Here is a 24281-nt window from a genome sequence, read left to right as displayed (position 1 = left end):
CATTGACGCACCAATTACCCTGCACTGACGGCCATAGCGGCGCACCATGGCGATAGGCGCGCTATGGCGATAAACGCATTACCGAGACATTATAACGACGCTGACCATGTAGCCGGTGTACGCGACAAATAGCGCCAGCAGAACACCCCCTTCCAGACGGTTTATGCGCCGTGGGCGGCCGCGCCAAGAAAAAGCAAACAGGATCATTAGCAGCGTCATGCCAGTCATCACGCTCCAGTCGCGCACCAGTACCTCCCGACCGGCTTCAATAGGCGCAATCACCCCCGCAAGCCCAACGACCGCCAAACTGTTAAACAGGTTAGAACCGACCACATTACCCAGCACCATATCGTGTTCCTTGCGACGCAAAGCGGTGATAGAGGATGCTAGTTCGGGCAGTGATGTACCAATGGCCACCACGGTCAGACCAATAATCAAGTCGCTCACACCGAAGCGCAGCGCGATTTCAACAGCTCCCCATACCAGCAGACGTGAGCTAGCGATTAACAGCACCAGTCCCACTAGCGTCCACATAATGGCTTTACCCCTGGACATCGGCTTGCTGTCCAGGGTTTCTGCGACTTCAGCTTCGATTGAATCTTCGGGCTGGTTACGAGAACGCAAAATACTGACAACAATAAAAACAACCAATGCCAGCAAAAGACCAATGGCCTCCCAGCGCGCAACAAACCCGTCCAACAGTATCAAGCCTGTTGCTAGCATCACCAGCATCAATATCGGCATCTCCTTACGGATAACGCTAGAGTGAACCGAAAGGGGCGCGATAAGCGCGATCAAGCCAAGTATCAGACCGATATTGGCAATATTGGAACCGTAGGCATTACCAACTGCCAAACCAGGATTGCCGTCCATCGCCGCCAGTACTGACACCATCATTTCCGGCGCCGAGGTACCAAACCCGATAACCAACATCCCGATTAATAGTGGCGACAAGCCAAGCCAGCGCGAGGTTGCCGCAGCGCCGTCGATAAACTTCTCGGCACTCCAAACCAGTAGGATCAAACCAAATACAACGGCTAATGTGGGAAGCAACATTTCATTTCCTTCATGGCATAATGATTGGAACTGTTCGCAGCTTCTGACGCTAAGTACCACTTCATAGCGACGTTAGTAAGATGTTATTACTAGCAATTCTTGCCACTATTTTGCGACACTGAGAAATTGATCCGGCGCAGAATTACGCGGCCACTTTGATCGGGTTTAACGGTTTAACACTGCGCCGCAGCATCGTTGTCTAAACTGACGCCTTGGTCAAGCGGCTAACCTATGTTTTTTAGGCATTATTTCAGCGATGTAGACTTGCTAATCTGCGTATTTGACAGCTTAATCCACCACATCCTAGTGGTTTTACTAGGGGCTAGCACTGAGAGTTTTGGTTTTTGCTTCCACAACGATTGATTAAACGCCGTACATTGCCGGTCAATGCTCCCCTCGTTGATCGCTTGCCACCTGAGGCTAGAACTCAGCGACGGCGTTTGCGCGCCTGTCATGAGTGCGATTGGGTATCAGCGCTGCCGCCATTGAACTCTGGAGAAAAAGCAAGCTGCCCGCGCTGCTCACACGTGCTGGTTAAACGCCACCGCTATCCAGCCCAGCGCAGCATGGCTCTGGCTATCGCCTCGCTTGCGGCGCTTATAATGGCAGTGTCGTTCCCCTTTATTAGCTTTACGGTCAGCGGAGTGAGTAACCGCATTGAGCTGACGCAGACCGCCACCACACTGATTGGTTTTCACCAGCCAGTGGTCGCCATCGCCGTTATTATGACCATTGTGGTACTACCCGCGGTTTATCTAGTCGGCGTACTTTGGCTCCAGTTTGGGTTACTCCGTGATCGCCCCCTGCCCTTTAGCCGTGATATTGCACGCTCACTGTCGCATTTAACGCCGTGGATGATGGCCGATGTTTTTATCATCGGCGCGCTAGTAAGCCTGATCAAAATAGCCGGGCTGGCTGACGTTACAATAGGCATCTCCTTTTGGGCATTTTGTGCTTTTGCACTACTGCTGCTGATGACAAGTCAGTCCCTGGATGCCGATTGGATGTGGTTCTCGCTAGAGGGAGAACCACTGGCTCCCGAAGGCACTGAAACAGGACTACCTGCTGGCGAGCAAGGGCTAACTGGCTGCCCCACCTGTGGGCTAATCAATCGCCTATCGCCACAGGGCCGCGGGCGCTGCATTCGCTGCTATGAAAAGCTGCATCAGCGGCTACCTAACAGCTTGCAGCGCACATGGGCGCTGCTCGGTGCATCAGCCATCATGTACATTCCAGCTAATGTATACCCCATTATGACCACCACCAGCTTGGGCAACTCCTCACCTTCAACCATTATTGGCGGTGTAGTGCAACTGATTCAGATGGGCTCATGGCCGATTGCGATGATCATCTTTATTGCCAGCGTAATCGTCCCCGTCGGCAAATTAGTGGCATTAACTTGGCTTTGTTTGGTCGTTAGGCGAAGCAGTGTATTAAACGCCCAAAGCCGCACTCGGCTGTATCGCTTAACAGAATTTATCGGTCGCTGGTCAATGGTCGATGTTTTCGTGGTGGCCATTTTAGTAGCGCTGATTCGCGCGGGCTCGTTAATGTCAATTACACCGGGCCCGGCGGCACTCGCCTTTGGCGCGGTGGTTGTGTTAACCATGCTAGCGGCAATGAGCTTTGATCCGCGCTTAATCTGGGACACTCCACTTCCACCTCGCCACTCTCTTCTTCGCCGTAAAGCGGCCACCAAGGAACCTGTTGATGGCTAATGAACCAGCATCGTCAAATCCCAATCCAACGAACGGTCAGGATCTAAGTAAAGCCAAAACATCACGTCAAACCCGGTTATCGCCCATTTGGGTCGTACCTATTGTCGCGATTGCCATTGGTTTATGGCTGGTTTATGACAACTACGCCAGTCGCGGAACCTTAGTGACACTGACCATGGAGAATGCAGAGGGTATTGAAGCGGGCAATACGCTGATTCGCAGCCGCAATGTCGAAGTGGGCCGAGTGCAGAGTGTGCGCTTGTCTGACGACCTTTCCCATGCGGTGTTAACCGCCAGCATCCAGCCAGAAGTAGAGGATATGCTGCGTGAAGACACCCGTTTTTGGGTGGTCAAGCCGCGCATTGGCCGTGAAGGCATCAGTGGACTGGGCACGGTGCTCTCTGGCGCTTATATTCAGCTTGAGCCAGGCACAGAGGAAGCACCGCGACGGGAGTTCCCGGTTAGCGATATTCCCCCAGTTGCGCCCGCTGGCCAGGCAGGACTGCGTCTTAGCCTGACGAGTCAATTGGGTAATTCACTGCGGGTAGGTGACCCGGTCTCTTACCAGGGCTATACCGTGGGGCGCATCGAAGAAAATAGTTTTGAGCCTCTTTCACGCACCATGCAGCACCAGGTGTTTATTGAGGAGCCATATACCAATTTAGTCACCGACAGCACCCGATTCTGGACGTCTAGCGGTATCGATTTCCGCTTAGACGCCGACGGTGTGCGCGTTAACGTTGAATCCCTGGAGGCCCTACTGGGTGGCGGAGTTACCTTCGGCGTGCCCGAAGACCTACCTATGGGGCAACCGGTTGAAGCCAATACACACTTCACCCTCTATGCCGATGAAAACGCCGCACGGGAAGGCACCTTTAACCGCTATTTGGAGTATGTGCTGCTGGTAGACGAAACGGTCCGCGGTCTTTCCAAAGGAGCGCCGGTAGAGTTTCGCGGTGTGCGAATGGGCACCGTTGCCGCCGTGCCCTGGAACTTTACCGCGCCGCAGCCAGACTCTCGCGCACGCTTTGCCATTCCCGTCCTGATTAGGATTGAGCCTCAGCGCCTGGGTATTGAAAATAGCGATATTAATCTCGAAGAGTGGGATGCGCGTTTTCAGCGCATGTTTGGCCTGGGGCTGCGCGCTTCACTAAAAAGCGGCAGCCTGCTAACGGGCGCCCTGTTTGTCGACTTGAATTTCCAGCGTGACCTCGCCGATGATTATGTTGCCGAGCGCTTCTCGGATCGCGCAGTGTTCCCCACCGTGCCTGGCGGCTTTGCCCAGATACAGGCTCAGGTAACCGATTTACTTGATAAGCTAAACGCCCTTGAGGTTGAACCACTGCTCGCCGGTTTAGATCGCAACCTGCAGGCTTCTGAGACCATGCTGAATGAAGTGCGCGACGTGAGCGCCTCTCTTAATCAGTTGCTCAATGACCCTGAAACCCAGGCCGTGGGAGGAAATCTTAACGCGACGCTGGATGAGCTACGCAATACGCTACAGGGCTTATCCCCTTCATCGCCAGCCTATCAAGAACTTACAACAGCCATTGAACGATTGGATCGCTTGATGCGTGACTTGCAGCCACTCACTCGCACGCTCAATGACAACCCCAGAGCTTTACTGTTTGATAATCTGGATGCCCAAGATCCCATTCCGCGTGCGCCACGAGATTAAGGAGCCCACTATGCTCACAAGGACGAATATGCTCACAAGGACGAATATGTTGACAGGGACGAAAATGTTTAAAGGAGTAAGTATGCTGACATGGGTGAGATGCTTGCCAATGTTGCTGATCTGCGCACTGGTTTCTGCCTGCGCTAGCAGCGTCACTCCACCCGCACGCTACATGTTACCGAGCGACCCATTGGCAAGCATACCCAATCAGCCAGAGGGCACGCTAATACTGAGTTCTCCTCGGCTTGCTCACTACCTGGATGTCGACGGTATTGTGATGCAGCTTGACGACATTACGCTGAATGCCGCTCGGGATCACCAGTGGACAGAAGGGTTAGGCAGACAGCTAGAAAGAAAACTGCGCGCCAACCTAACGCATGCATTACCAACACTGCGGGTTATGCGTGAGGAAGGAAAACAGGCTAATGCCTTGACCCTGCGCCTGAACGTTGATCAGTTCCAGGGCCGCTTTGACGGTGTCGCCGTGGCTAGTGGCCAATGGCAGTTGCTTAACGGTGCCGGTGAACTGCTAGAAATGGAAAATTTCTACGCCGAAACCTCCCTTGCAGAGGATGGCTACCCTGCCTTGGTTCGCGCATTAAGTGATAGCTGGGATCAGGTCGCCGAGCTTATCGCCGCTGAAATACGTCAAGGCAATTACTTCAACTAGGCCCTAATAATACGTGAGGCTGAATGCAGTTGCGTTTGCAGCCTTCCCCCTGAATCGAGACAGCTAAACAAGCTGAGGTCTCATAAGCGTGTTACACTACACGGCTTATTATTGACACGTGTTATTAACGCCTAGGCTTTCTGGTGTGTCTGTGCACATCAGATGATAGCGCCCTCCGCGCTATAACCTTCACGTCTCCTGTCACGGTCATCCACGGCTAACCAACGACCATCGCGGCACGCTGAATTATCTGGCACACTTCGTTGCCGCGAAGGTGAATCAACCTCGCTTTTTGAACATTACACCTAGTGATAACAACCATTTACCGGTATTAACTCACTAGGTGACTGCGGAGAACGCATGAGCTTTTCTGAACTTGGCCTGCACGCCGATTTGTTACGCGCTGTCACAGCGCAAGGTTACACCGAGCCTACCCCGATACAACGACAGGCTATCCCCGTCGTATTAGAAGGACGCGACATGCTGGCCAGCGCCCAAACCGGCACTGGTAAAACCGCTGGCTTTACGCTACCGATGCTGCAACGTCTAAACACCGGCAAACGACCTGAGAAACGTCAGGTACGTGCACTAGTGCTCACCCCTACACGTGAGCTTGCCGCTCAGGTAGGCGAAAGCGTGTCGACCTATGGTCAACATCTGGCACTGCGCTCCCACATTATTTTTGGTGGTGTCGGCCAACAACCTCAAATCGATGCACTAAAAGCCGGTTTGGATGTGCTTGTTGCCACACCAGGTCGCCTGTTGGATCTTCACCAGCAGGGACACGTGGATCTCTCCTGCGTTGAGATTTTAGTCCTTGATGAAGCTGACCGAATGCTGGATATGGGCTTCATTCATGACATAAAGCGCTTGCTACGCCTGGTGCCTAAAAAGCGCCAAAACCTACTATTTTCGGCGACATTCTCTAACGAGATCCAAACCCTAGCACAACAGCTGCTGGATAACCCGGCGATGATTGAAGTAGCGCCGCGCAATGCCACTGCCGATAAAATTGAGCAGGCCATTTACCGTGTCGACCGCGAGAAGAAACGCGAACTGCTGGCCCACTTAATTCAGCAAAATGGCTGGTTCCAAGTACTGGTATTTACGCGCACCAAACATGGCGCTAACCGCCTTGCCGAGCAGCTCTCGAAGCAAAACATCCCATCCATGGCGATCCATGGTAATAAAAGCCAGGGAGCTCGCACGCGCGCGTTGACGGCATTTAAGAGTGGCGACCTGCAGGTTCTCGTGGCCACCGATATCGCAGCACGCGGTCTGGATATCAATGAACTACCCCACGTTGTCAATTTCGACCTGCCCAACGTGGCGGAAGATTATGTCCACCGCATTGGCCGTACTGGCCGTGCTGGCAGCGATGGCGAAGCCGTCTCACTGGTATGTGTCGATGAAGACGCCCTGCTAGGCAATATTGAACGGCTAATCAAACAGACGCTGCCAAAGCACATTGAACCGGGCTTTGAGCCTGACCCCAGCATCAAACCTGAGCCAATCGAGAATGGCAGGCGCAATCAACGTCAGCCACGCGCTAAACGCAAACCCGAAGGCCAAAGTGCCAATACCGGCGGCGAGCGTAAACGCCGCGCGCGGCGCTAGCTCAGATCACAGGAATATGCGAAGGTGTCGCCTTTGCATATTCCATGCCGCTGTTTCCAGCAGCTATTTTAGCCAATACCTTTCACGGAGTGATTATGGCGTCTTCTCAATTGATGGCCGAGTACCGCCAATGGCTGACGTTTCAACGTCAAGAGCAGCTCAGCCGCGAACATCAAGGAATCGTGCAGCGTTTAGAGGACGCCCGAGCGTCAGCGAATCAAGTAGTTCAAGCCTATCGCAGCATGGCTGAAAAAGCGTCGGTTGAAGGCGCCTGCTACCGCACGATTTTCTTACACGAACGGGATGACAATCACGCACTTCCTTGCGAGGGCTGGCTGTTTGTGCGCCGTGTGCTTAGCGAAGGCAACAGCACTCGCGTACGCGTCACCCTGCTTGAAACCTTTACCCTTGAAGATGGCATCATGGCGCCAGGTGATAAGCCTGCACGCAAACTAACGTTAGAAATATTTGACCAGTTGAATATGGATAAAGGGATGCGCACTAACGTTAGGGTTGATTGTTTGGACACCCCCCAGGATTATCACTTCATTACGCTGCTCGATGCCGTTCGCGGAGACTTGCGTCCGCACCTTAAGTAAGCATTGGTCCTAAGTAAGCATCTATATGGCATCGCGACGTTCAATTACGTTTATTTTGCTGATGGTCGTGGTGGGGCTAAATCTACGCCCCGCCATGTCCTCGGTTGCCCCTTTACTTACTCGCCTACAAGAAAGTGCAGGGCTTTCAGCTACCGCAGCGGGGTTACTCACCACGCTTCCCGTCCTTTTCTTAGGCCTCTCCGCCCCGCTTGCGCCTGCCTTGGCTAAACGCATTGGCAGTGAACGGGCGCTGAGCGCAGCTCTGCTACTGCTGGCAATAGGACTAATTTTGCGTGGTTTGCCAATTCCAGGCGTGCTCTTTGTTGGTTCAGCGATGGCAGGCTGTGCAATTGGTCTTGGCGGCACTCTGCTACCGGCCTTGGTTAAGCGTGAACTTCCCGACAGTGCCGACCTGCTCACCGGCTTATACACCATGGCGCTCTGCCTTGGAGGAGCGTTAGGTGCCGGGTTTAGCGTTCCTTTGACCCAATTACTAGGCAGCTGGCAGGCGAGTTTAATGAGCTGGTCACTGCTAGCACTCTTCGCGTTGCTGCTTTGGCATTTCCATATGCCCCATACCACACTGGCAAACACATCAGCATCGCCCAAAAGCGGTATTTTAAGGCTTCTTAAGCAACCGCTTACCTGGCACGTCATGCTATTCATGGGCATTCAATCCTCCATGGCGTACATCGTATTTGGCTGGCTGCCTACGCTGCTGGTTGATCGCGGCTATAACGAGGCCGATGCGGGCTGGACCATGGCAGTGTCTATTATGTGCCAGCTTGCCTCCGCCCTGGGCGCCCCTTGGCTTGCCCGCATGGGGCGTAACCAACGCCCCGCGCTAATACTTGTGCTACTTAGCACCGCCATTGGATTGTGGATGCTGCTTATCGCGCCACTAGCATGGCAATGGTTCGGTGCCGCACTACTTGGTGTCGGCCAAGGAGGCAGCTTTAGCCTGGCGCTAAGCCTGTTAGTATTACGCACGGCCAACTCGCGCCTTGCCGGTCAGCTTTCTGGGCTCGTCCAGGGTGGTGGTTATACGTTGGCCGCTCTCGGTCCGTTTGGTGTGGGGGTTATGCTGCAATCAGGCGCCAACACGTCACAAATCGCTTGGTTATTGATCGCCCTGATCACGGTATGCTGTGGCTTTGCCCTGCTCGCAGGCCGCAATCATCGCTTAGACGATCGTAGCGGCGAACTTTTAGTAGTTGTAACGCGCCCACGTTCTGATTAGCAGCTTTCGCACAAAAACCAGGAGATGGCGATGATTTCCTACTCCCCTTTAGCCGACAGCGTTCCCACCCAAGAGCGCATATTAGTCATCTACACGGGTGGAACCATTGGTATGCAACAGCATGCTGAGGGGCTTGCGCCTAGCGGTGATTTTGCCATTCGCATGGAGAGGGCTCTTAAACAGCTAACGCCTGCCCAACAACAATCACTTCCCTCTTATGAGGTCGTCAGCTATACCACGCTGATTGACTCTAGTGCGGCTACACCGCTCACCTGGCAACAGCTCGCTGGCGATATTAACGACCAGCTAACGACCTACGCCGGTTTTGTGATTATTCACGGCACCGATACGCTCAGCTGGACCGCGGCTAGCCTTGCCTATCAACTCCAGGGATTAGATCGACCAGTCGTCATAACGGGCTCAATGCTGCCATTGGAATCGCCCGGAAGCGATGCTTTGGACAATTTGCACGGCGCGCTGCAGTTTGCCGCCAAGCCCGCGCTCCAAGAAGTGGCTATTTACTTTGCAGGGCAATTACTGCGTGGCGCCCGCGCCATCAAACAGCACTGCGAAGCAGCCAACGTGTTCACCAGTCCCAACTACCCACTGCTCGGGGAGCGAGTAGGCGACGATTATATTTATTACCCGAGCCGCGGGCTTGGCCTCCAGCAGCGTGGCGCGCCGCGTTTCGAGCTCCCCGACTACCGACTAGTCAATCAAGGAGAGATCGTTCGCATCGCTCTTTGGCCAGGCATGTCGGCCTGGCAGTTAAGCGCCTGGCTGAGTGACCCACGGGTTAAAGGAGCGTTACTACAACTCTGGGGCGCCGGTAACCTGCCCGACGACCCAAGCTTACTGGACGTACTCGCCAAGGCCAGCGGGGAAGGCAAATTACTCGCCGCCATCAGCCAGTGCCCACAGGGCAGTGTCCACCTGGGCGCTTATGCCGCGGGGCATGGCCTTAGCGATGCAGGCGTTCTAGCAGGCGATGATATGACGCCCGAAGCGGCTTTCACCAAGCTGGCCCATCTACTGGCACAACCACTCACGTTAGAAGACCAGCGTCAGCGCTTTTTAACGCCACTAATCGGTGAACGTTAGTCAATCAAAGCAGTTGAAGGGTGGCGCAGACTGAGAATCAAGCTATGTTGTAGGGAGCATTCTAACCGTCTGAAGGAGCAACAGATTATGGAAAAACCGGTGCACCATTTCAGTGAACTATTCGAGCAATTGGGCTTGGCATCTGACGCTGATTCAATTGAACGCTTTATCCAGCGCAATGCTCCACTGCCAGAAACAATGCCATTGGCTGACGCCCCCTGCTGGAACGAGGGCCAAGCAGAATTTTTAAAAGAAGCCGTGGATGAGGATGCCGACTGGGCAGAGGTTGTTGATCACCTTGACGCCTCAATGCATAAGCGCCAATAAGGTCACCGACTCAATAAACGTTGCGCGCCGCCTCTACGCGGCGCCTGAACCACGCGCCTATCAATAACAACAGTGCCAGCGCTATTAATGGAAGCAACACATCAAATTGCAACGCATTCTCCTCCTCAATTGCCTCCAAAGCGCCATAAATCGCACTACTGTAAACACCCCATTTCACCGCTAAACCAAGCGTTGCTGCCAACAAATACGTCTTCAGGGAAATACTACGTAAACCTGCCGCAAAATTGATAACCGAGTGAGGAAAGCCAGGCAGTATCCGCAGAGCACACTGGGTCATTAAGTCGCTACGCTGCTCAAGCATCTTCATAACCTTCAGCGTTAAACCGCTTGGGTTCCAGTTTTTTCCAGCGCGCGCAGCTATTTGATACGCTCCCAACGCACCTGCCACGCTGCTGAGTGTCAACATTACAGTAGCCACTAGCGGTGGGTAAAAGGGGGCAATTAACCACAGCCCAATACTGCCGGGTAATCCAATGGCTAACGTAACAGCCATAATCACCATCACCCCTATAATAACAACAGGATAATGCGATGCTTGGGAAGCCCACTGCTTCACCGCCATCAAATCCGGCGAATACCAAAGCCAGACATAAGCCAACATGGCAAAACATGTAAACCCTAACGCCCAACGCCAAGGGTGTCTTGGCGGGCTATTCATACAAACCTATTATTCATTCAAACGCGCCTCTACACGTTCCAGAATTTGTCGGCTGACTTTGCCGACTAGCGGCTTCGCCGCTTTGTTAACGGCTTTTTCCATCAGACGATTGCGGATCTCATAAGTGAGCGTCAACGCCACCTCAGTGCCTTCGGGAACCTCGCGAAGGCGATAACGACCCTGGTTTTTTACGCCATCCAATGATTCCCAGGCAAGCATATAGGGTGGCTGTATCTCGGTGACCATGACATCAAACGCCCAATCCATGCCCACTGCACGGACGTGCCAGCGATAACGGTTATCGCCCAACGTTTCAATCGAGCGAATCAAATCCGAGTAATCGGCAAAATCCTCGACGCGACGCAATAGTTCAAAAACGCGTTCGGGCGGCGCATTAATGATTTCACTATGTTCAATCGTTGCCATTGGTTTACCTCTAACAGCATGGAGGGATAGCGTAGCATGTTGATATTAATGCTGCCCGCCTACGCACTTTTTACCTCAACACGGTACTCCATTGGGCGCTAAAACTAGTCAGATTAGCGGCTATTGCGTAAACTGCCGCCCTTCCGGACCGGACCCCGGAACGCCGCGCCAGCTAAACGCTGCTCGCGATTAATAAATTCTCCGACAAAGAGTGTTTTCTCATGTCATTACTACCCCCATTGGCTGCTGACACAGCAACCACGACCGTTGTTATCTATTCCGGTGGAATGGACTCTTTTACCGTGCTTCACCGCGCGCTGCGGGAAGGGCTTAACGTACATGCGCTTTCGTTTAACTATGGTCAGCGGCATGCCCGCGAACTCGATACTGCACGTCAAGTATGCGCTTCACTGGAGCTGCCCCACCAGGTGGTCGATATTCGTGCGATACACGGGTTAATTTATAATTCAGCGCTCACCGACCCAGACCAGACAATGCCCCAGGGTGATTATGGCGCGGACAACTTACGCGCTACCGTGGTGCCTAATCGTAATATGATTCTGCTCTCCCTGGCGATCGCTAAAGCCGTCAACATTGGCGCAGAGCGAGTCGATTACGGCGCTCATGGCGGCGACCACGTTCTCTACCCCGACTGTCGCCCCGAATTTGTTGAGGCGATGAATCATGTAGCAGGCATTGCCAACTTCGAACCCGTGGAGCTACACGCTCCCTATCTCACTGCAAGTAAGGCCGATATCCTGCGCGATGGCCTGGCCATGGGTTTGGATTATCGCCATACCTGGACGTGCTATGAAGGCCGCGAGCTTGCCTGCGGCGTGTGCGGTAGCTGCCGCGAACGACTGGCCGCCTTTGCCGCCAACGGTGTCACCGATCCATTGACTTACAGCGTAGACAGCGCAGTAGGTCAGCACTGATGTATCAGGTCAAAGAAGCGTTTTATACCCTGCAAGGGGAAGGTGCCCAAGCTGGCAGAGCGAGCGTTTTTTGTCGGTTTAGCGGCTGCAACCTGTGGTCGGGCCGCGAGGTTGACCGGTCAACGGCTAAATGTACCTTTTGCGATACGGATTTTATCGGCACTAACGGCATCAATGGCGGCAAATTTGCCACCGCCACGACCCTGGCCGAGCATATTGCTGCGCTCTGGCCCAGCCATAACGACAATGCGACGCCCTATGTGGTGTTTACCGGCGGTGAGCCTTTGCTGCAGCTTGACGCAGCGTTGATTGCCACTTTACATAGCCATGGGTTTGAGGTGGCTGTCGAAACCAACGGTACATTGAAGCCGCCCCCTGGCATTGACTGGCTCTGTGTAAGCCCCAAGGGTAGCAATCCGCTGGCGGTTACCCGAGGCGACGAATTAAAGCTCGTTTACCCTCAGGCAGACGCTCCCCCAGAGCAGTTTTCACGCCTGGGGTTTCGCCACTTTTTTCTACAGCCGATGGATCTTGCCCCTCTCGACCAGGCTAAGAGCACTGTCGCTGAAGCGACCGCTTACTGTATGGCTAACCCCCAGTGGCGTTTGTCGCTGCAAATGCACAAATTAGCAGGTTTTGATTAATGTCCTTATTTGTTCAACAACTGACCCATATTGATGTCTCCCTCTGGTGTCCCCAGCGCGGCTTAGTCGGCTGTAGCTGGCAGGTAGACGCAGTGCTCGATGGCGAGCTGGGTGAAGACGGTATGCTGTTCGACTTTGGTGAAGTCAAGCCATGGATCAAACGCACGCTCGACAGCGGACTCGACCACACACTACTGGTACCGACTCAAGCACCTGGGGTCACGGTGACGGAGTGCCCTGAAGGCATCTGCATACGTACCACCACCCCCTACACCATGGAAGTGCGCGGGCCGAAAGAGGCCTTTAGTTTACTGCCCTGGCAGGCTATTGATACTGACACGGTCGCCGAGCATTTAAGCCACCAGCTCACAGAACAGCGCCCAGAGAATGTCCACCAAGTGACCCTGACGCTTAGCGATGAGGCCATTGATGGCGCTGCCTATGGTTATACGCATGGCCTTAAGCGCCACCTAGGCAACTGCCAGCGTATCGCTCACGGCCACCGTTCGCGGCTACATATCTTTCAACAGGGGGTGCGGCAACCAAAGCTTGAACAACAGTGGGCTAAGTGGCTGGAAAATCGCTACCTCCTCGAGGAAGCGGATATCACCAAACGCGATAACGATTTCCTTACTTGCGGCTACAGGGCCGCCCAAGGTGATTTCGCCATTACGTTGCCACAGTCGCTATGCGCAGTCCTCCCCGGCCCCACCACGGTAGAAAATATCGCCGCCTGGCTGGCAAAAGAAGTGGCCTTACAAAGCGGCGTAATCACGCGCATACAAGCGTTTGAGGGTATCAACAAGGGTGCGATCGCGATGTCTTCACCCGGTGCTATACAAAGTGCTATACCCAGTGCTTTATCAAGTGCTATGCCATGAGTGAAGGATGTCGTGCTGGGTGTGGCGCCTGCTGCATCGCGCCCTCAATAACGTCAGCCATCCCCGGCATGCCTGAGGGCAAGCCGGCGGGCGTTCGCTGCGTGCAGTTAGATGAGCACAATCTATGCCGCCTATTTGGCGACCCAAGTCGTCCTAGGGTTTGCGAGCGTTTTAACTTTGACGCTAGCGTATGCGGCAAGCACCGGGAAGAGGCACTCGCCACCTTAACTTGGCTGGAACAGGACACACGATAAACAGCGCCCTGCTTTAGCTTATCAACCTTCAGCGCCTACCGGCCGCGGCAAACGGCGATCCAACAAGCTAATCCAGCGTGTCAGTACCGGCGCATCACTGTGGCTGACTTCACTCAACAACTGCCTAAAGCTCTCTTTAGCCTGCTGGTCGTTGGGCTCAATGCGCGTCAGCCATAGCTCAAGAGCCGCTAACTCTTGATGGCGATTGCCGTGTTCCCGGGCCTGATTAATCGCCATTTCAGCCAGCGCTTTGACTTCATTGGCGGGATGCCCCAACAGGTCACGTACCTTGGCTAGTTGAGTGGCTAATTCAGGCAGAAACAGCGTAGTACGCTCTCGGGCAATCACCAGGCACTGGTCAAGGTAATCCTCTGCGGCATTTAACTCGCCCAGCTCAATACAGGCATCGGAGTACCACAGTACCGGCCGCTGATAGCGGTCGCGCCCATTCAGCTCCGCCATTTGATCTAGGCTATCGCGCAACTGAGCCAACCCGGAGGCATCACCTGCCAGAGCTCGTTGCCAGCCGAGGATGCACTGGCTAGAAATTTGCCACAGCTGTAAATCGGGCGTTCCCGTCATTGCCGCCGCTCGTTCGGCATGGCGAGCAGCCAAGTGGACGTGGCCTAGCTGACGATAGAGCGCAGCGGCAAAGAGAAGTGCCAGCGCCAAGGTACCGGGGTGAGCAATCTTCTCCGCCAGCCGAATCGCCGCCGACACCTGGCGCTCTGCACGCTGATAATCACCCCGCAGGCACAGCGCCCAGCCCTGGAAACAGGCGGCTGAGACTTGCGGGTGATCAGAGAATGGCAGCCATTCGATCATCATCTGCGCATTGAGCGGATCGATTTCATCCAGGTGGTCGTGGGCCTGCTGAATACGACCGGCCCAATACTCGCAGTTGGCTCGGGCATAATCGGCCAAACGACGATAACGAGGATCTTCAAGACGCGCGGCGATATCAGCGAGAGTTGAAGCCAGTGCAAAAGCATCCGCATGGGCATAGCGCTGGCTACGCCCCACCCAAAGCCCCCATTTGACCAGGAATATCTGTTCGAGATCTTCAGGGTCTTCCAGACTATCGGCACCCGATTCGCGCAGCAGCTCCCGCGCACGCACAAAGCTTTCATGAGCGGTTGGCGAACCGTGGCCTTCTAACGAGAACGCCGCCTGACCGCGCACGGTGAGTAAACTCACCTCACGCTCAATCTCATGTTCAACATGGCGCAGGCTCGCCAAACCGAAATCGGCCATACGTAGCGCGGTTCGGTTAGCGCTGACTTTTAGCGCCTCCCGTGCAGCTAGCTCAAAATAGCGAGCGCCACGGGCGTAGTGGCCGCTGCGGCGCAAATGGGTGGCAAAATCACCGGGGTGACGACTAATCCATACCGGGAAGCGCTCCTCAATTAAAGTCACTACCTGCTGGTGCAGTTTAACCCGTACATCTCGAGGGCAAGAAAGATAAGCAGCTTCTTGCAGCAACTGATGGCTAAACTGGTACTCGTGCTCACCGCTCTCCTTATCGACCAGCTCAACAATCTCCAAAGCGCGCATATGTTCGAGCGCTTGGTTCAGCCGCCCTTTTTCCCAGCCACTGCACTCCTGTAGGAAATCCAACCGGAAACGCTTACCTAACACCGCTGCCACATGGGCAATTTCTCGATCGCTTTCCAGTTGATCAATACGGCTGGCCAATAAACCCAGTAACCCTTTGGGGAGTTCGTCGAACTGGACACTGCGTCCTTCGCGACGATCCATATCCAAGCGGCGACAAATCTCCTGCATATAGAGTGGCACGCCATCGCAGCGCTCAATAATCTGGTTGCGTAGCCGTGGGCTCAAATGAATGCGGTAGCGCCGTGACAGCTGTGACAATAGCCGGGAAGACTGCAGAGGATCCAGATTTCCCAAACTAATTTGCTGATCCCAGTGCAGCTTCACCGGCAACAGTTCGCGACCATGGTGGCTCGCCACCAGCATAAAGGCGGTATTGATCGGCAAGCGTGCCTGTAGCCCAGCGAGCACTTTGAAGGAAGGCTCATCCAGCCACTGCAGATCGTCGACCATTAGCACCAGGGTATGGGTGGTCGCTTGTCGCTCGATTAAGCGGTGCAGTAGCATCACCACCAGTTCAACGGCTTCACCGCTTTGGGCAAGCTGGGTGCTCTCCTGAACTTCGTGCACCCCCAGTGCCTCTTCCAACAGCTGCTGGCGCTCGGGTGTAAGCTGAGCCAACTCAAGCGTTTCCTGCAGCGCGTGAATCGCCTCAACGGTGAGCGGTTGCTTGAGATACCAACCCACCAGCGTGCGGGCAACGCCGTAGGGATCTAGCACCGATAGCCGCGTGGTGGGCTGCCAGCAAATAGCCGCATCGCGACTAAGTTCTAATTGGCGAAAACCGACCATCAGCGCCGATTTCCCCATACCTGACGCCCCGCGGACTAAAACGCTCTGACGCAAACCAATACCTGCCCGCGCCAGCGCATCGCGCAAGGTGCGCAGCGAGGTTTCACGCCCGACCAAACTGGGTGGCAGCGCATCGCGGCCGCCCTCGTTCTGGCCCAGCACCAAGGCACGTAAACGTACGCGACCGTCGCTGGCCACCAAGCGCGACACCAGCCGTGGCTGAAGATCAAGCGCTGGCGGCATGTGCTGGCTGGCCTCTTGCGAGATAACCAGTTCACTGCCTTCAGCCGCGCTCATTAATTCCAAAGAAGTTTGGGTAACTTGCCCAAGGGGATCCGCCAATTGCCGCTCAGGCAGGTAGACAACTCGCCCGCTATGCAAACCAGCCGCCAGCTCAAATTGCGGCACGTCGTCTTCGCCAGTCCAGTGACGGGCGCTTTCTTGGGGAAGTGCCTGACGGCAGTGCTCATAGAGCGCCACTAACTCAGCCAACTGGTGAGCAGGCCCATGGGTACCGAAACACGCCAATCCCAGGCCGCCAGTGGCGCCAGGCAACCAGAAGCCGCCCAGGTGATGGCACTGCTGCTCTAACCAGCGCAGCAGCTCTAACTGCAGAGTCAGGCAGTGCCGGGTCGCGGCTCGGTCTTGCCACTCCCCTTTCAAGCGCAACCTGATAGCCATCACAGACAGCTGGCGCAGCTCAATTTCATCTTCACGCAGTGGCTTGCTGTCCGCCGCCAGCGCGCGAGAAAAAGCACCCTGTGGGCTCATCATGCGGGGGTCGTGGTGACCATCAGACCAATAGCTCGCTAGCTGCAAAAAACTCGGTTCAGGCTGCTGGCCTGACAGCGCCAGTAACTGCAAGTAGCTATTATACTGTTCATGAGCAGCGGCCATTTGATTTTGCTCAGCCAACTGGCGCACCAAACGCTCATGAAACGGGCCATAGCCCGAAAAGCGACTGACCAAGGTTTCCAGGATCAAGTCGGGCACATCGGTGTGGGCGTCAAGCACCTGTTCAGCAAAACGAATAACGCGTTGGCGCCACTCATTACGCACTTGGACTAACCAGCGCTGGAATTCACTACAGCTTGCCAATTGAAGCTCTTCAATCAAGTCACCTTGGTAGCAAGTCATCAGTGCTTCTAAGGTGTCTAAATCGCGTGGCCCTTCAAGCAACTGCTGCAGCGTGTGCAGGTCGACTTTCCAATGGGCAGGAAGTTGGAAGGCAATCGTTTGCCGGGAGACGCTCAACACTTGATCTGCGCTCTCACCTAGTGACTGGCGCAAACAGTGCAGCGCGTGACGGAGGTTGGTTCTGCCGGAAGATAACCCTTGGTCGGGCCACAACAACTCGGCCAGCGCAGCCCGGTTAACCGGCTGACGATGCAGCAGCAGATAAACGAGCAGCGCTTTCACTTTGTCGTAGCTGAAGTGGGTTAATACGTCTTCGCCCTGGGTAAGCGAAAAGTGGCCAAAGAGCGTTAACTGATCTGTTTCACGAGCATCGCGCATGATAATCATCCTGCCGGGCTAAGCGGCTTAAGCTGGCACACCGCTATGAAAACGAAAAGCCGTATCGGGCGAAGTAATCAGCTCCGCTTCACGCGCTACAAAAAAAGCGATCCGCTCATCGATTGATTCCGATGTCTGCTGGCGAGCAAGTAGCAGGTAGTCCTCAAAATGACGGCCTTCTGACTTCACCAGGGTGCGATAAAACCTGGCAAGCTCTTCATCTAAATAAGGAATTAAACAAGCGAATCGTTCACAGCTACGTGCCTCGATAAGGGCACCAATGATTAATACATCAATTAGCCGTTCGGGATCGTTGCTGCGCAGATGTCGTCTGAGGCCTTCCGCGTAACGTGAAGCGGTTAGGTGCTGGTAAGCCACTCCGCGTGCCTCCATGAGCGCAACCACCTGTTCAAAATGCAGCAGTTCTTCCCGAGCTAATTGGGACATTTTGCTTAACAAAAGGGGCTGATCAACGTAGCGATAGAGTAAACTCATGGCGGTAGAAGCGGCTTTTTTTTCACACTGCGCATGGTCAATCAGCAGCGTTTCTGGATTTTCGAGCGCCCACCGCAGCCACGCGTCAGGCGTTGCACAGGCCAAAAACTGGTGCAAACTTTCCGGCAATAGATCATCCGCTTTCACCGCGTGATCAGCCGTTTGCAAAGCACTCGTTTGCACAGCGGGCTGTGACATACCAGGTTGTATCAACATAATACCATCACCAAGCTTGTATCTCATTATTGTACAACATATAAGCGCGCAAGGCGCTCATAGTTCCCTGTTGAATTCCATTCTTCTTGATCTAAATCGACAATTACTAATGTAGATGCGCGTTTAAAAATGCTCCACACACTTTTAATCAACATGCCTACGTAAGTACCACAACAGTAAAAAGGGCTTTAAGGTTATAAAGCGAAGCGTATGGTAACGCGCTGTAACGACAATCACACCCGCACAGCCAGCAGTTGGCTATGAAATGGGAGAAAAATTTCCCTCACTTAAGCCAATTGGTTAATAAAAAGCGCTTTTTTGATCCGTTGAAATTGTGGCATCAACATAAAGTACAACAGCCGTCTCTGCTTGCCAGCTTAACATTGTCGACAGTTTGCCGTAGAATCTCAGCCAACCAACCACACGCTGTTTGTCAAGCGTATGTCACATGTGACCGGCCCCACTTTACAACAACTGCGCGGCCAACACCGTGCAACGTGCAGGCCGTCACCATAAAGTAAATGAAACGTGAATGAGAGGGCCCCAACGTGCTTGAAGCTTACCGCCAACATGTCGATGAACGTGCCGCTGAGGGCGTCCCGCCCAAACCCTTAACCGCCGAACAAGTAGCCTCACTGGTTGAGCTACTGAAAACGCCACCGGCCGGTGAGGAGGAGTTTATCCTCGATTTAATCACCAACCGCGTCCCGCCGGGCGTTGACGAGGCCGCTTATGTTAAAGCAGGCTTTCTCACCGCCATTGCGAAAGGTGAAGCAAGCTCCCCGCTGATCGACAAGATTCACGCCGTTAAGCTGCTGGGCACCATGCAGGGTGGCTACAACATCGTATCGATGGTGGAGCTACTCGATAACGAGGAGCTTGCCCGTGAAGCAGGCGAACAACTCAAGCACACACTGCTGATGTTCGACGCCTTCCACGATGTGGAAAGCCGTGCCAAAAACGGCAACAGCGTCGCTAAAGAAGTGATTCAATCCTGGGCAGACGCTGAGTGGTTCCTGTCTAAACCCGCACTGGCTGAAAAAATCACCCTTAGCGTGTTTAAGGTCCCTGGCGAAACCAATACTGACGACCTTTCTCCTGCGCCGGATGCCTGGTCTCGCCCGGATATTCCGCTGCACGCCAATGCCATGCTTAAAAACGAGCGTGACGGCATTGAGCCTGTCGCCCCTGGCACCACAGGCCCGCTCAAACAGATTGAAGATGTTAAAGCCAAAGGTTTTCCGGTCGTATACGTAGGCGACGTTGTTGGCACCGGTTCATCGCGTAAGTCAGCCACCAACTCTGTCCTGTGGTTCTTCGGCGACGATATCCCTTACGCTCCCAACAAGCGTGCTGGCGGCTTCTGTTTTGGCAGCAAAATTGCCCCTATCTTCTTTAATACTATGGAAGATTCAGGCGCCCTGCCGGTTGAGATGGACGTCACTAACCTGAACATGGGCGATGTCATCGATGTTTACCCTTACGCAGGTAAAGTGTGCAAACACGATAGCGATGATGTACTCACCACCTTCGAGCTTAAAACACAGCTGATTCTGGATGAAGTACGCGCTGGCGGCCGTATTCCCCTGATCATTGGCCGTGGCCTGACCGGTAAAGCGCGTGAGTCGCTGGGCCTACCCACTTCAGACGTTTTCCGCCTACCTGATCAGCCCAAAGATACCGGTAAAGGCTTTACTTTAGCGCAGAAAATGGTCGGTAAAGCGTGTGGCTTGGACGGCGTGCGTCCCGGCATGTACTGCGAGCCCAAGATGACCACCGTTGGCTCACAAGACACCACAGGGCCAATGACTCGTGATGAGCTGAAAGACCTTGCCTGCCTGGGCTTTCAGGCCGACCTGGTCATGCAGTCGTTCTGCCATACCGCCGCTTATCCGAAGCCGGTTGATGTGGATACCCACCATACCCTGCCTGACTTCATCATGAACCGTGGCGGCGTTTCGCTGCGCCCTGGCGACGGCATTATTCACAGCTGGCTGAACCGTATGCTGCTCCCCGATACAGTGGGCACCGGCGGCGACTCGCACACCCGTTTCCCGCTTGGCATCTCGTTCCCAGCCGGTTCGGGCCTAGTCGCGTTTGCCGCTGCCACCGGCGTCATGCCGCTGGACATGCCGGAATCGGTACTGGTTCGCTTTAAAGGCAAGCGCCAGCCTGGCGTAACCCTGCGCGACCTGGTTCACGCTATTCCGCTCTACGCCATCAAGCAAGGCTTGCTGACCGTTGATAAATCCAACAAGAAAAACGCCTTCTCCGGGCGCGTGTTGGAAATTGAAGGTCTGGAAGATCTGACCGTAGAGCAAGCCTTTGAACTTTCTGATGCGTCCGCCGAGCGCTCTGCTGCTGGCTGTACTATTACCCTGTCAGAAGAGAGCGTTACCGAGTATCTGAAGTCCAACATCACGCTGCTGAAGTGGATGATGGGCAACGGTTACGGCGACGAGCGCACCATCAGCCGTCGTATTGAAGGCATGGAAGCGTGGCTGGCCAACCCTAGCCTGATGCGTGCCGACCAAGACGCCGAGTACACCGAAGTTATCGAAATTGATCTGGCTGAAATTAAAGAGCCGGTTCTGTGTGCGCCGAATGACCCGGACGATGCGCGCCTGCTGTCTGAAGTGGCAGGCCAGAAAATCGACGAAGTCTTTATCGGCTCATGCATGACCAACATCGGCCACTTCCGGGCTGCTGGCAAACTGCTTGAAAAGCAGCCTGCTGGCAGCTTAAAAACCCGCCTGTGGCTGGCACCACCGACGAAAATGGATCAGCACCAGCTGACTGAAGAAGGCTACTACGGTATTTACGGCCGTGCCGGTGCCCGTATGGAGATGCCGGGTTGTTCACTGTGTATGGGTAACCAGGCCCGCGTTGCCGCTAAGAGCACCGTGGTGTCTACGTCTACACGTAACTTCCCGAACCGTTTGGGTGATGGTGCCAATGTGTACCTCGCCTCGGCGGAACTGGCGGCCGTTGCCGCAGTAGAAGGACGCCTACCCAGCGTTGAAGAGTATCAACGCTATATGGGTGAGTTTGACGCTATGGCGGGCGAGATTTATCGTTACATGAACTTTCACGAGATTGAGGAGTATCAAAAGATCGCCTCAAACGTGATTCCGGTCGCTCAAGAAGCCTAACGTTCGTTAAGTGCTTGAGATAGACCGCCCCATCGCCGATGCTCGCAACATCGCAGACGATGTGACAAATTGCATTTTCTGAGTCGATGACCGAACGCCCCGCCACTGTCTTTACAGGGCGGGGCGTTTTTTTGCACGATTCGGTTAGCTGCCTATGCTAGTACTAGCCTTTCATAACAGGAGCCTATGATGACGAATTCAATTGATATAGTGACGCCCGATCTCTGCGATGCACACCCAGATGTGGCAGTGCTTGACCCGCTGTTTGTCAATTTTGGTGGGCTTGAAGCCTTCTACGGACCCATTCGTACAATAAAGTGCTTTGAAGATAACTCCATGGTTAAACAAGCCGTCGCCGAGCCGGGTAACGGCGCTGTCCTGGTGGTGGATGCCGGTGGCTCGCACCGCTGCGCCATGTTGGGCGATATGCTCGCCGAGCAGGCAGTCGCCAACGGCTGGTCAGGCGTTGTCATGTACGGCTGCGTACGCGATGTGGATATACTTGCCGCCCTACCCATTGGCGTTCAGGCATTGGGTAGCCACCCGCGCAAAAGTGAAAAACGCGGCGAAGGACAGCGTGACATCGACGTTACCTTTGCCGGTGTCACCCTGCGGCCTGGCCAGTGGCTATATGCCGATAACAACGGCATTATTGTTGCAGAGCATGAGTTGCCCCTTGCTTAATAACGGCTGTGTATTAACCAAGCTTGTTTTAAATAGAGCCCCTTGCCAGGTGTGGCGGTTACTGCCACCCTGGTGGTTCATTCTTACCGTTTAATGACGATGCAGCCTTTGACCTACCTTGGCTCAGCCTTACTGCGTACCTTACGCGATCATCTTCGCCCACTGATCGCCTACCACCTGTTTTTTACCCTGCTCGCCTCAGCCTTGCTGCTGCCAGCGATCACCTGGGTGACGCGTGGGCTGCTAGCCCAACTTAACCGCACCGTGGTCACCAACGACGAGTTGATTGGGCTACTCTTCAGCCCGCTGGGACTGCTCGGAATGCTGGTAGGGCTTGGCTTCACTTTTGTGATTATTTATTGGCAGCAGGCGGGCATGCTGCAGGTAGCCGTCAGACCCCGCGACAATCACTATCGGCTAGCCCTTGAAGCACTCTGGCTGAGTACCCGACGACTGCCTGCTTTGGCAGGCCTGGTCATACTCCAAGTAGGCACTCACTTATTACTGCTGGCACCCTTTATGGCCGGGCTCGCATGGGTTTACGATGTCTGGCTAAGCGGTATAGACCCCTACTATCTACAGCGCGTGCGCCCACCTGCCCTGTGGTATTTCATTGCCTGCGCACTGCCGCTGATTGTCGCTTGGGCATGGGCTGCGTCATGGCTCTACCTACGCTGGCTATTGGCGCTGCCCCTAGTGGCACTGGAACACTGCAGCCCGTGGCAGGCACTTAAGCGCAGCGTCAACCTAACCCGTGGCTGGCGCCGCTCTATTGGCGCTGCGGTATTGCTGCTTTTGGTGCTGATCGTTAGCCTGCCGCTGTTGGTGACACTGCTGTTTGACCGGCTATTTACGCCGTTACTGTGGTGGCTACCCGAATATAATGCCGTGCTTATCCCGGCGATGCTCGCCTACTTACTCGGCTATGTACTGGTCACCCTGGCCATTACGTTTATCGGTATTGCCGCCAATGCGCTGCTTTCCGCCTGCCTGTATATGCAGTTGGCTCACCGCGAACCCCGTCCAGCAGCCCCTCCTGAAGACATTAACGCAGGCAAATTGGCCTGGGCGGTTGAACTCAGCGTGCTGATTTTTGCCGGCCTTCAAGCGTGGTGGATCCTGAATAGCTTTGAGATACGCGATAACGTCGCGGTGATTGCCCACCGCGGCAGCTCTATGGTCGCGCCTGAAAACACCCTAGCCGCGTTAGAGCAGTCACTGATTGATGGCGCTGACTATATCGAAATCGACGTACGTTTGAGCAGTGACCAGCAGGTAATGCTCTACCACGACCGCAGTATGGCGCGGCTAACCGGCGATAGCCGTGAGTTTGGTGAACTGACCAGAGAGCAGCTTAGTCAATTCGATGTGGGCAGTTGGTTTGGTGATGCTTTTCAAGGCGAGAATATTCCCGGCTTGGACGAAGCACTCGAAAGGGTTCGTGGCAAAGCAGGGTTAATGATTGATATCAAGCCTCTACCAGGTCAAGAACAGGCGTTAGCCGATGCCGTTATTGAGGCCTTACATGCAGAGAGCGACGTGCGCTATCGCTGCTGGGCGACCCAACAAAGCGCATTCGACGGCTATACAGCGTGCGGTTTCCCCCATGCGCTCTTAGACATGCGTATGGCAACCATGTCACCTTCATTAGTTAAGCATATCAAAACCCAAGCACCGGAACTCCGCGTGACCTTGCTGGCCCAGCTGATACTGCCTGGCACACTGAACCGGCGTGACTTTGATGCACTGGGGCTGCGTCATAACCGCATCACGGAAGGAGAAGTTCGTTTAGCGCGTCTATATGGCTATGAAATACATGCCTGGACTGTCAATGATCGAGCGCGAATGTCGACGCTGATTGATCTGGGTGTCGATGCGATCATTACCGACTACCCAGATCGTTTAAGCGAACTCATTCAAGACCGGCGCGAATTGAGCGACGGGGCGCTGATGTTGGTGAAGTTGCGCAATTGGCTTCGCCAATAGGC

20 protein-coding genes are annotated in these 24281 nt (G+C 54.5%); 15 read left to right on the top strand and 5 right to left on the bottom strand.

What is annotated here, in order from left to right; genetic code table 11:
* Positions 1-78: 78 nt before the first annotated feature.
* Positions 79-1056, bottom strand: a complete 978-nt coding sequence (locus tag A6R74_RS06125) for a calcium/sodium antiporter (protein WP_064233557.1) — start codon at positions 1054-1056, stop codon at positions 79-81.
* 344 nt (positions 1057-1400) lie between these two features.
* Between A6R74_RS06125 and A6R74_RS06120 the strand changes: the two genes are divergently transcribed.
* The 8 genes from A6R74_RS06120 (at position 1401) to A6R74_RS06085 (ending at position 10006) form a co-directional block, all read left to right on the top strand.
* Complete coding sequence (locus tag A6R74_RS06120) at positions 1401-2774, top strand: paraquat-inducible protein A (protein ID WP_064233556.1); 1374 nt, start codon at positions 1401-1403, stop codon at positions 2772-2774.
* Positions 2767-4452: an intermembrane transport protein PqiB gene (gene pqiB, locus A6R74_RS06115; protein ID WP_064233555.1), complete on the top strand. Its 1686-nt coding sequence runs from the start codon at positions 2767-2769 to the stop codon at positions 4450-4452. Before A6R74_RS06120 ends, pqiB begins: the two co-directional genes overlap by 8 nt.
* 82 nt (positions 4453-4534) lie before the next feature.
* On the top strand, positions 4535-5122 hold the full coding sequence (locus A6R74_RS06110) for a PqiC family protein (RefSeq protein WP_064233554.1): 588 nt from the start codon (positions 4535-4537) through the stop codon (positions 5120-5122).
* Between the two features lie 360 nt (positions 5123-5482).
* Positions 5483-6739 (top strand): DEAD/DEAH box helicase, encoded by a 1257-nt coding sequence (locus tag A6R74_RS06105; RefSeq protein WP_064233553.1) that lies wholly within the window; start codon positions 5483-5485, stop codon positions 6737-6739.
* Between the two features lie 95 nt (positions 6740-6834).
* Entirely contained in the window at positions 6835-7338 is a 504-nt protein-coding gene (locus A6R74_RS06100; protein WP_064233586.1) for a hypothetical protein, read from the top strand.
* Positions 7339-7363: 25 nt separating this feature from the next.
* Positions 7364-8578: an MFS transporter gene (locus A6R74_RS06095; protein WP_064233552.1), complete on the top strand. Its 1215-nt coding sequence runs from the start codon at positions 7364-7366 to the stop codon at positions 8576-8578.
* Between the two features lie 24 nt (positions 8579-8602).
* Complete coding sequence (locus A6R74_RS06090) at positions 8603-9679, top strand: asparaginase (RefSeq protein ID WP_064233551.1); 1077 nt, start codon at positions 8603-8605, stop codon at positions 9677-9679.
* 87 nt (positions 9680-9766) lie between these two features.
* Positions 9767-10006 (top strand): DUF2789 domain-containing protein, encoded by a 240-nt coding sequence (locus A6R74_RS06085; protein WP_064233550.1) that lies wholly within the window; start codon positions 9767-9769, stop codon positions 10004-10006.
* Between the two features lie 10 nt (positions 10007-10016).
* On the opposite strand, the gene A6R74_RS06080 is transcribed toward A6R74_RS06085, so the two are convergent.
* Both A6R74_RS06080 and A6R74_RS06075 read right to left on the bottom strand, forming a co-directional pair.
* Positions 10017-10520 carry a VTT domain-containing protein gene (locus A6R74_RS06080; protein WP_240488172.1) on the bottom strand — a complete coding sequence of 168 codons (504 nt, stop codon included), beginning with the start codon at positions 10518-10520 and terminating at the stop codon, positions 10017-10019.
* Between the two features lie 174 nt (positions 10521-10694).
* Positions 10695-11111, bottom strand: a complete 417-nt coding sequence (locus A6R74_RS06075) for an SRPBCC family protein (RefSeq protein ID WP_064233548.1) — start codon at positions 11109-11111, stop codon at positions 10695-10697.
* A 221-nt stretch (positions 11112-11332) separates the two neighbouring features.
* Here A6R74_RS06075 and queC point away from each other — a divergent pair, with 221 nt between their 5' ends.
* Genes queC through A6R74_RS22220 form a run of 4 tightly spaced genes read left to right on the top strand, consistent with a single transcriptional unit; the run spans position 11333 to position 13825 of the window.
* On the top strand, positions 11333-12046 hold the full coding sequence (gene queC / locus A6R74_RS06070) for a 7-cyano-7-deazaguanine synthase QueC (RefSeq protein ID WP_064233547.1): 714 nt from the start codon (positions 11333-11335) through the stop codon (positions 12044-12046).
* Complete coding sequence (gene queE, locus A6R74_RS06065; protein WP_064233546.1) at positions 12046-12690, top strand: 7-carboxy-7-deazaguanine synthase; 645 nt, start codon at positions 12046-12048, stop codon at positions 12688-12690. The genes queC and queE overlap by 1 nt, the downstream gene beginning before the upstream one ends.
* Entirely contained in the window at positions 12690-13571 is an 882-nt protein-coding gene (locus A6R74_RS06060) for a 6-pyruvoyl trahydropterin synthase family protein (protein ID WP_064233545.1), read from the top strand. The genes queE and A6R74_RS06060 overlap by 1 nt, the downstream gene beginning before the upstream one ends.
* On the top strand, positions 13568-13825 hold the full coding sequence (locus tag A6R74_RS22220; RefSeq protein ID WP_082906607.1) for a YkgJ family cysteine cluster protein: 258 nt from the start codon (positions 13568-13570) through the stop codon (positions 13823-13825). Before A6R74_RS06060 ends, A6R74_RS22220 begins: the two co-directional genes overlap by 4 nt.
* Positions 13826-13846: 21 nt before the next feature.
* On the opposite strand, the gene A6R74_RS06055 is transcribed toward A6R74_RS22220, so the two are convergent.
* Positions 13847-17746 (bottom strand): AAA family ATPase, encoded by a 3900-nt coding sequence (locus A6R74_RS06055; protein ID WP_064233544.1) that lies wholly within the window; start codon positions 17744-17746, stop codon positions 13847-13849.
* A gap of 27 nt (positions 17747-17773) precedes the next feature.
* Positions 17774-18457, bottom strand: coding sequence for a tRNA-(ms[2]io[6]A)-hydroxylase (locus A6R74_RS06050; protein ID WP_064233543.1), 684 nt, complete (start codon positions 18455-18457; stop codon positions 17774-17776).
* Between the two features lie 548 nt (positions 18458-19005).
* Here A6R74_RS06050 and acnB point away from each other — a divergent pair.
* From acnB to A6R74_RS06035, 3 genes are all read left to right on the top strand, one after another.
* The gene (gene acnB / locus A6R74_RS06045) at positions 19006-21609 is read left to right on the top strand and encodes a bifunctional aconitate hydratase 2/2-methylisocitrate dehydratase (RefSeq protein WP_064233542.1); all 2604 of its coding nucleotides are present in this window, start codon (positions 19006-19008) and stop codon (positions 21607-21609) included.
* Positions 21610-21795: 186 nt separating this feature from the next.
* The gene (rraA, locus tag A6R74_RS06040) at positions 21796-22293 is read left to right on the top strand and encodes a ribonuclease E activity regulator RraA (protein WP_064233541.1); all 498 of its coding nucleotides are present in this window, start codon (positions 21796-21798) and stop codon (positions 22291-22293) included.
* A gap of 42 nt (positions 22294-22335) precedes the next feature.
* On the top strand, positions 22336-24279 hold the full coding sequence (locus A6R74_RS06035) for a glycerophosphodiester phosphodiesterase family protein (RefSeq protein ID WP_064233540.1): 1944 nt from the start codon (positions 22336-22338) through the stop codon (positions 24277-24279).
* Positions 24280-24281 lie beyond the last annotated feature (2 nt).

The sequence above is a fragment of the Halomonas sp. ALS9 genome, from assembly GCF_001651035.1.
GTDB lineage: Bacteria > Pseudomonadota > Gammaproteobacteria > Pseudomonadales > Halomonadaceae > Vreelandella.
The sequence above is the reverse complement of the archived record's forward strand: the minus strand, read 5'-3'. Positions and strand labels throughout refer to the sequence as shown.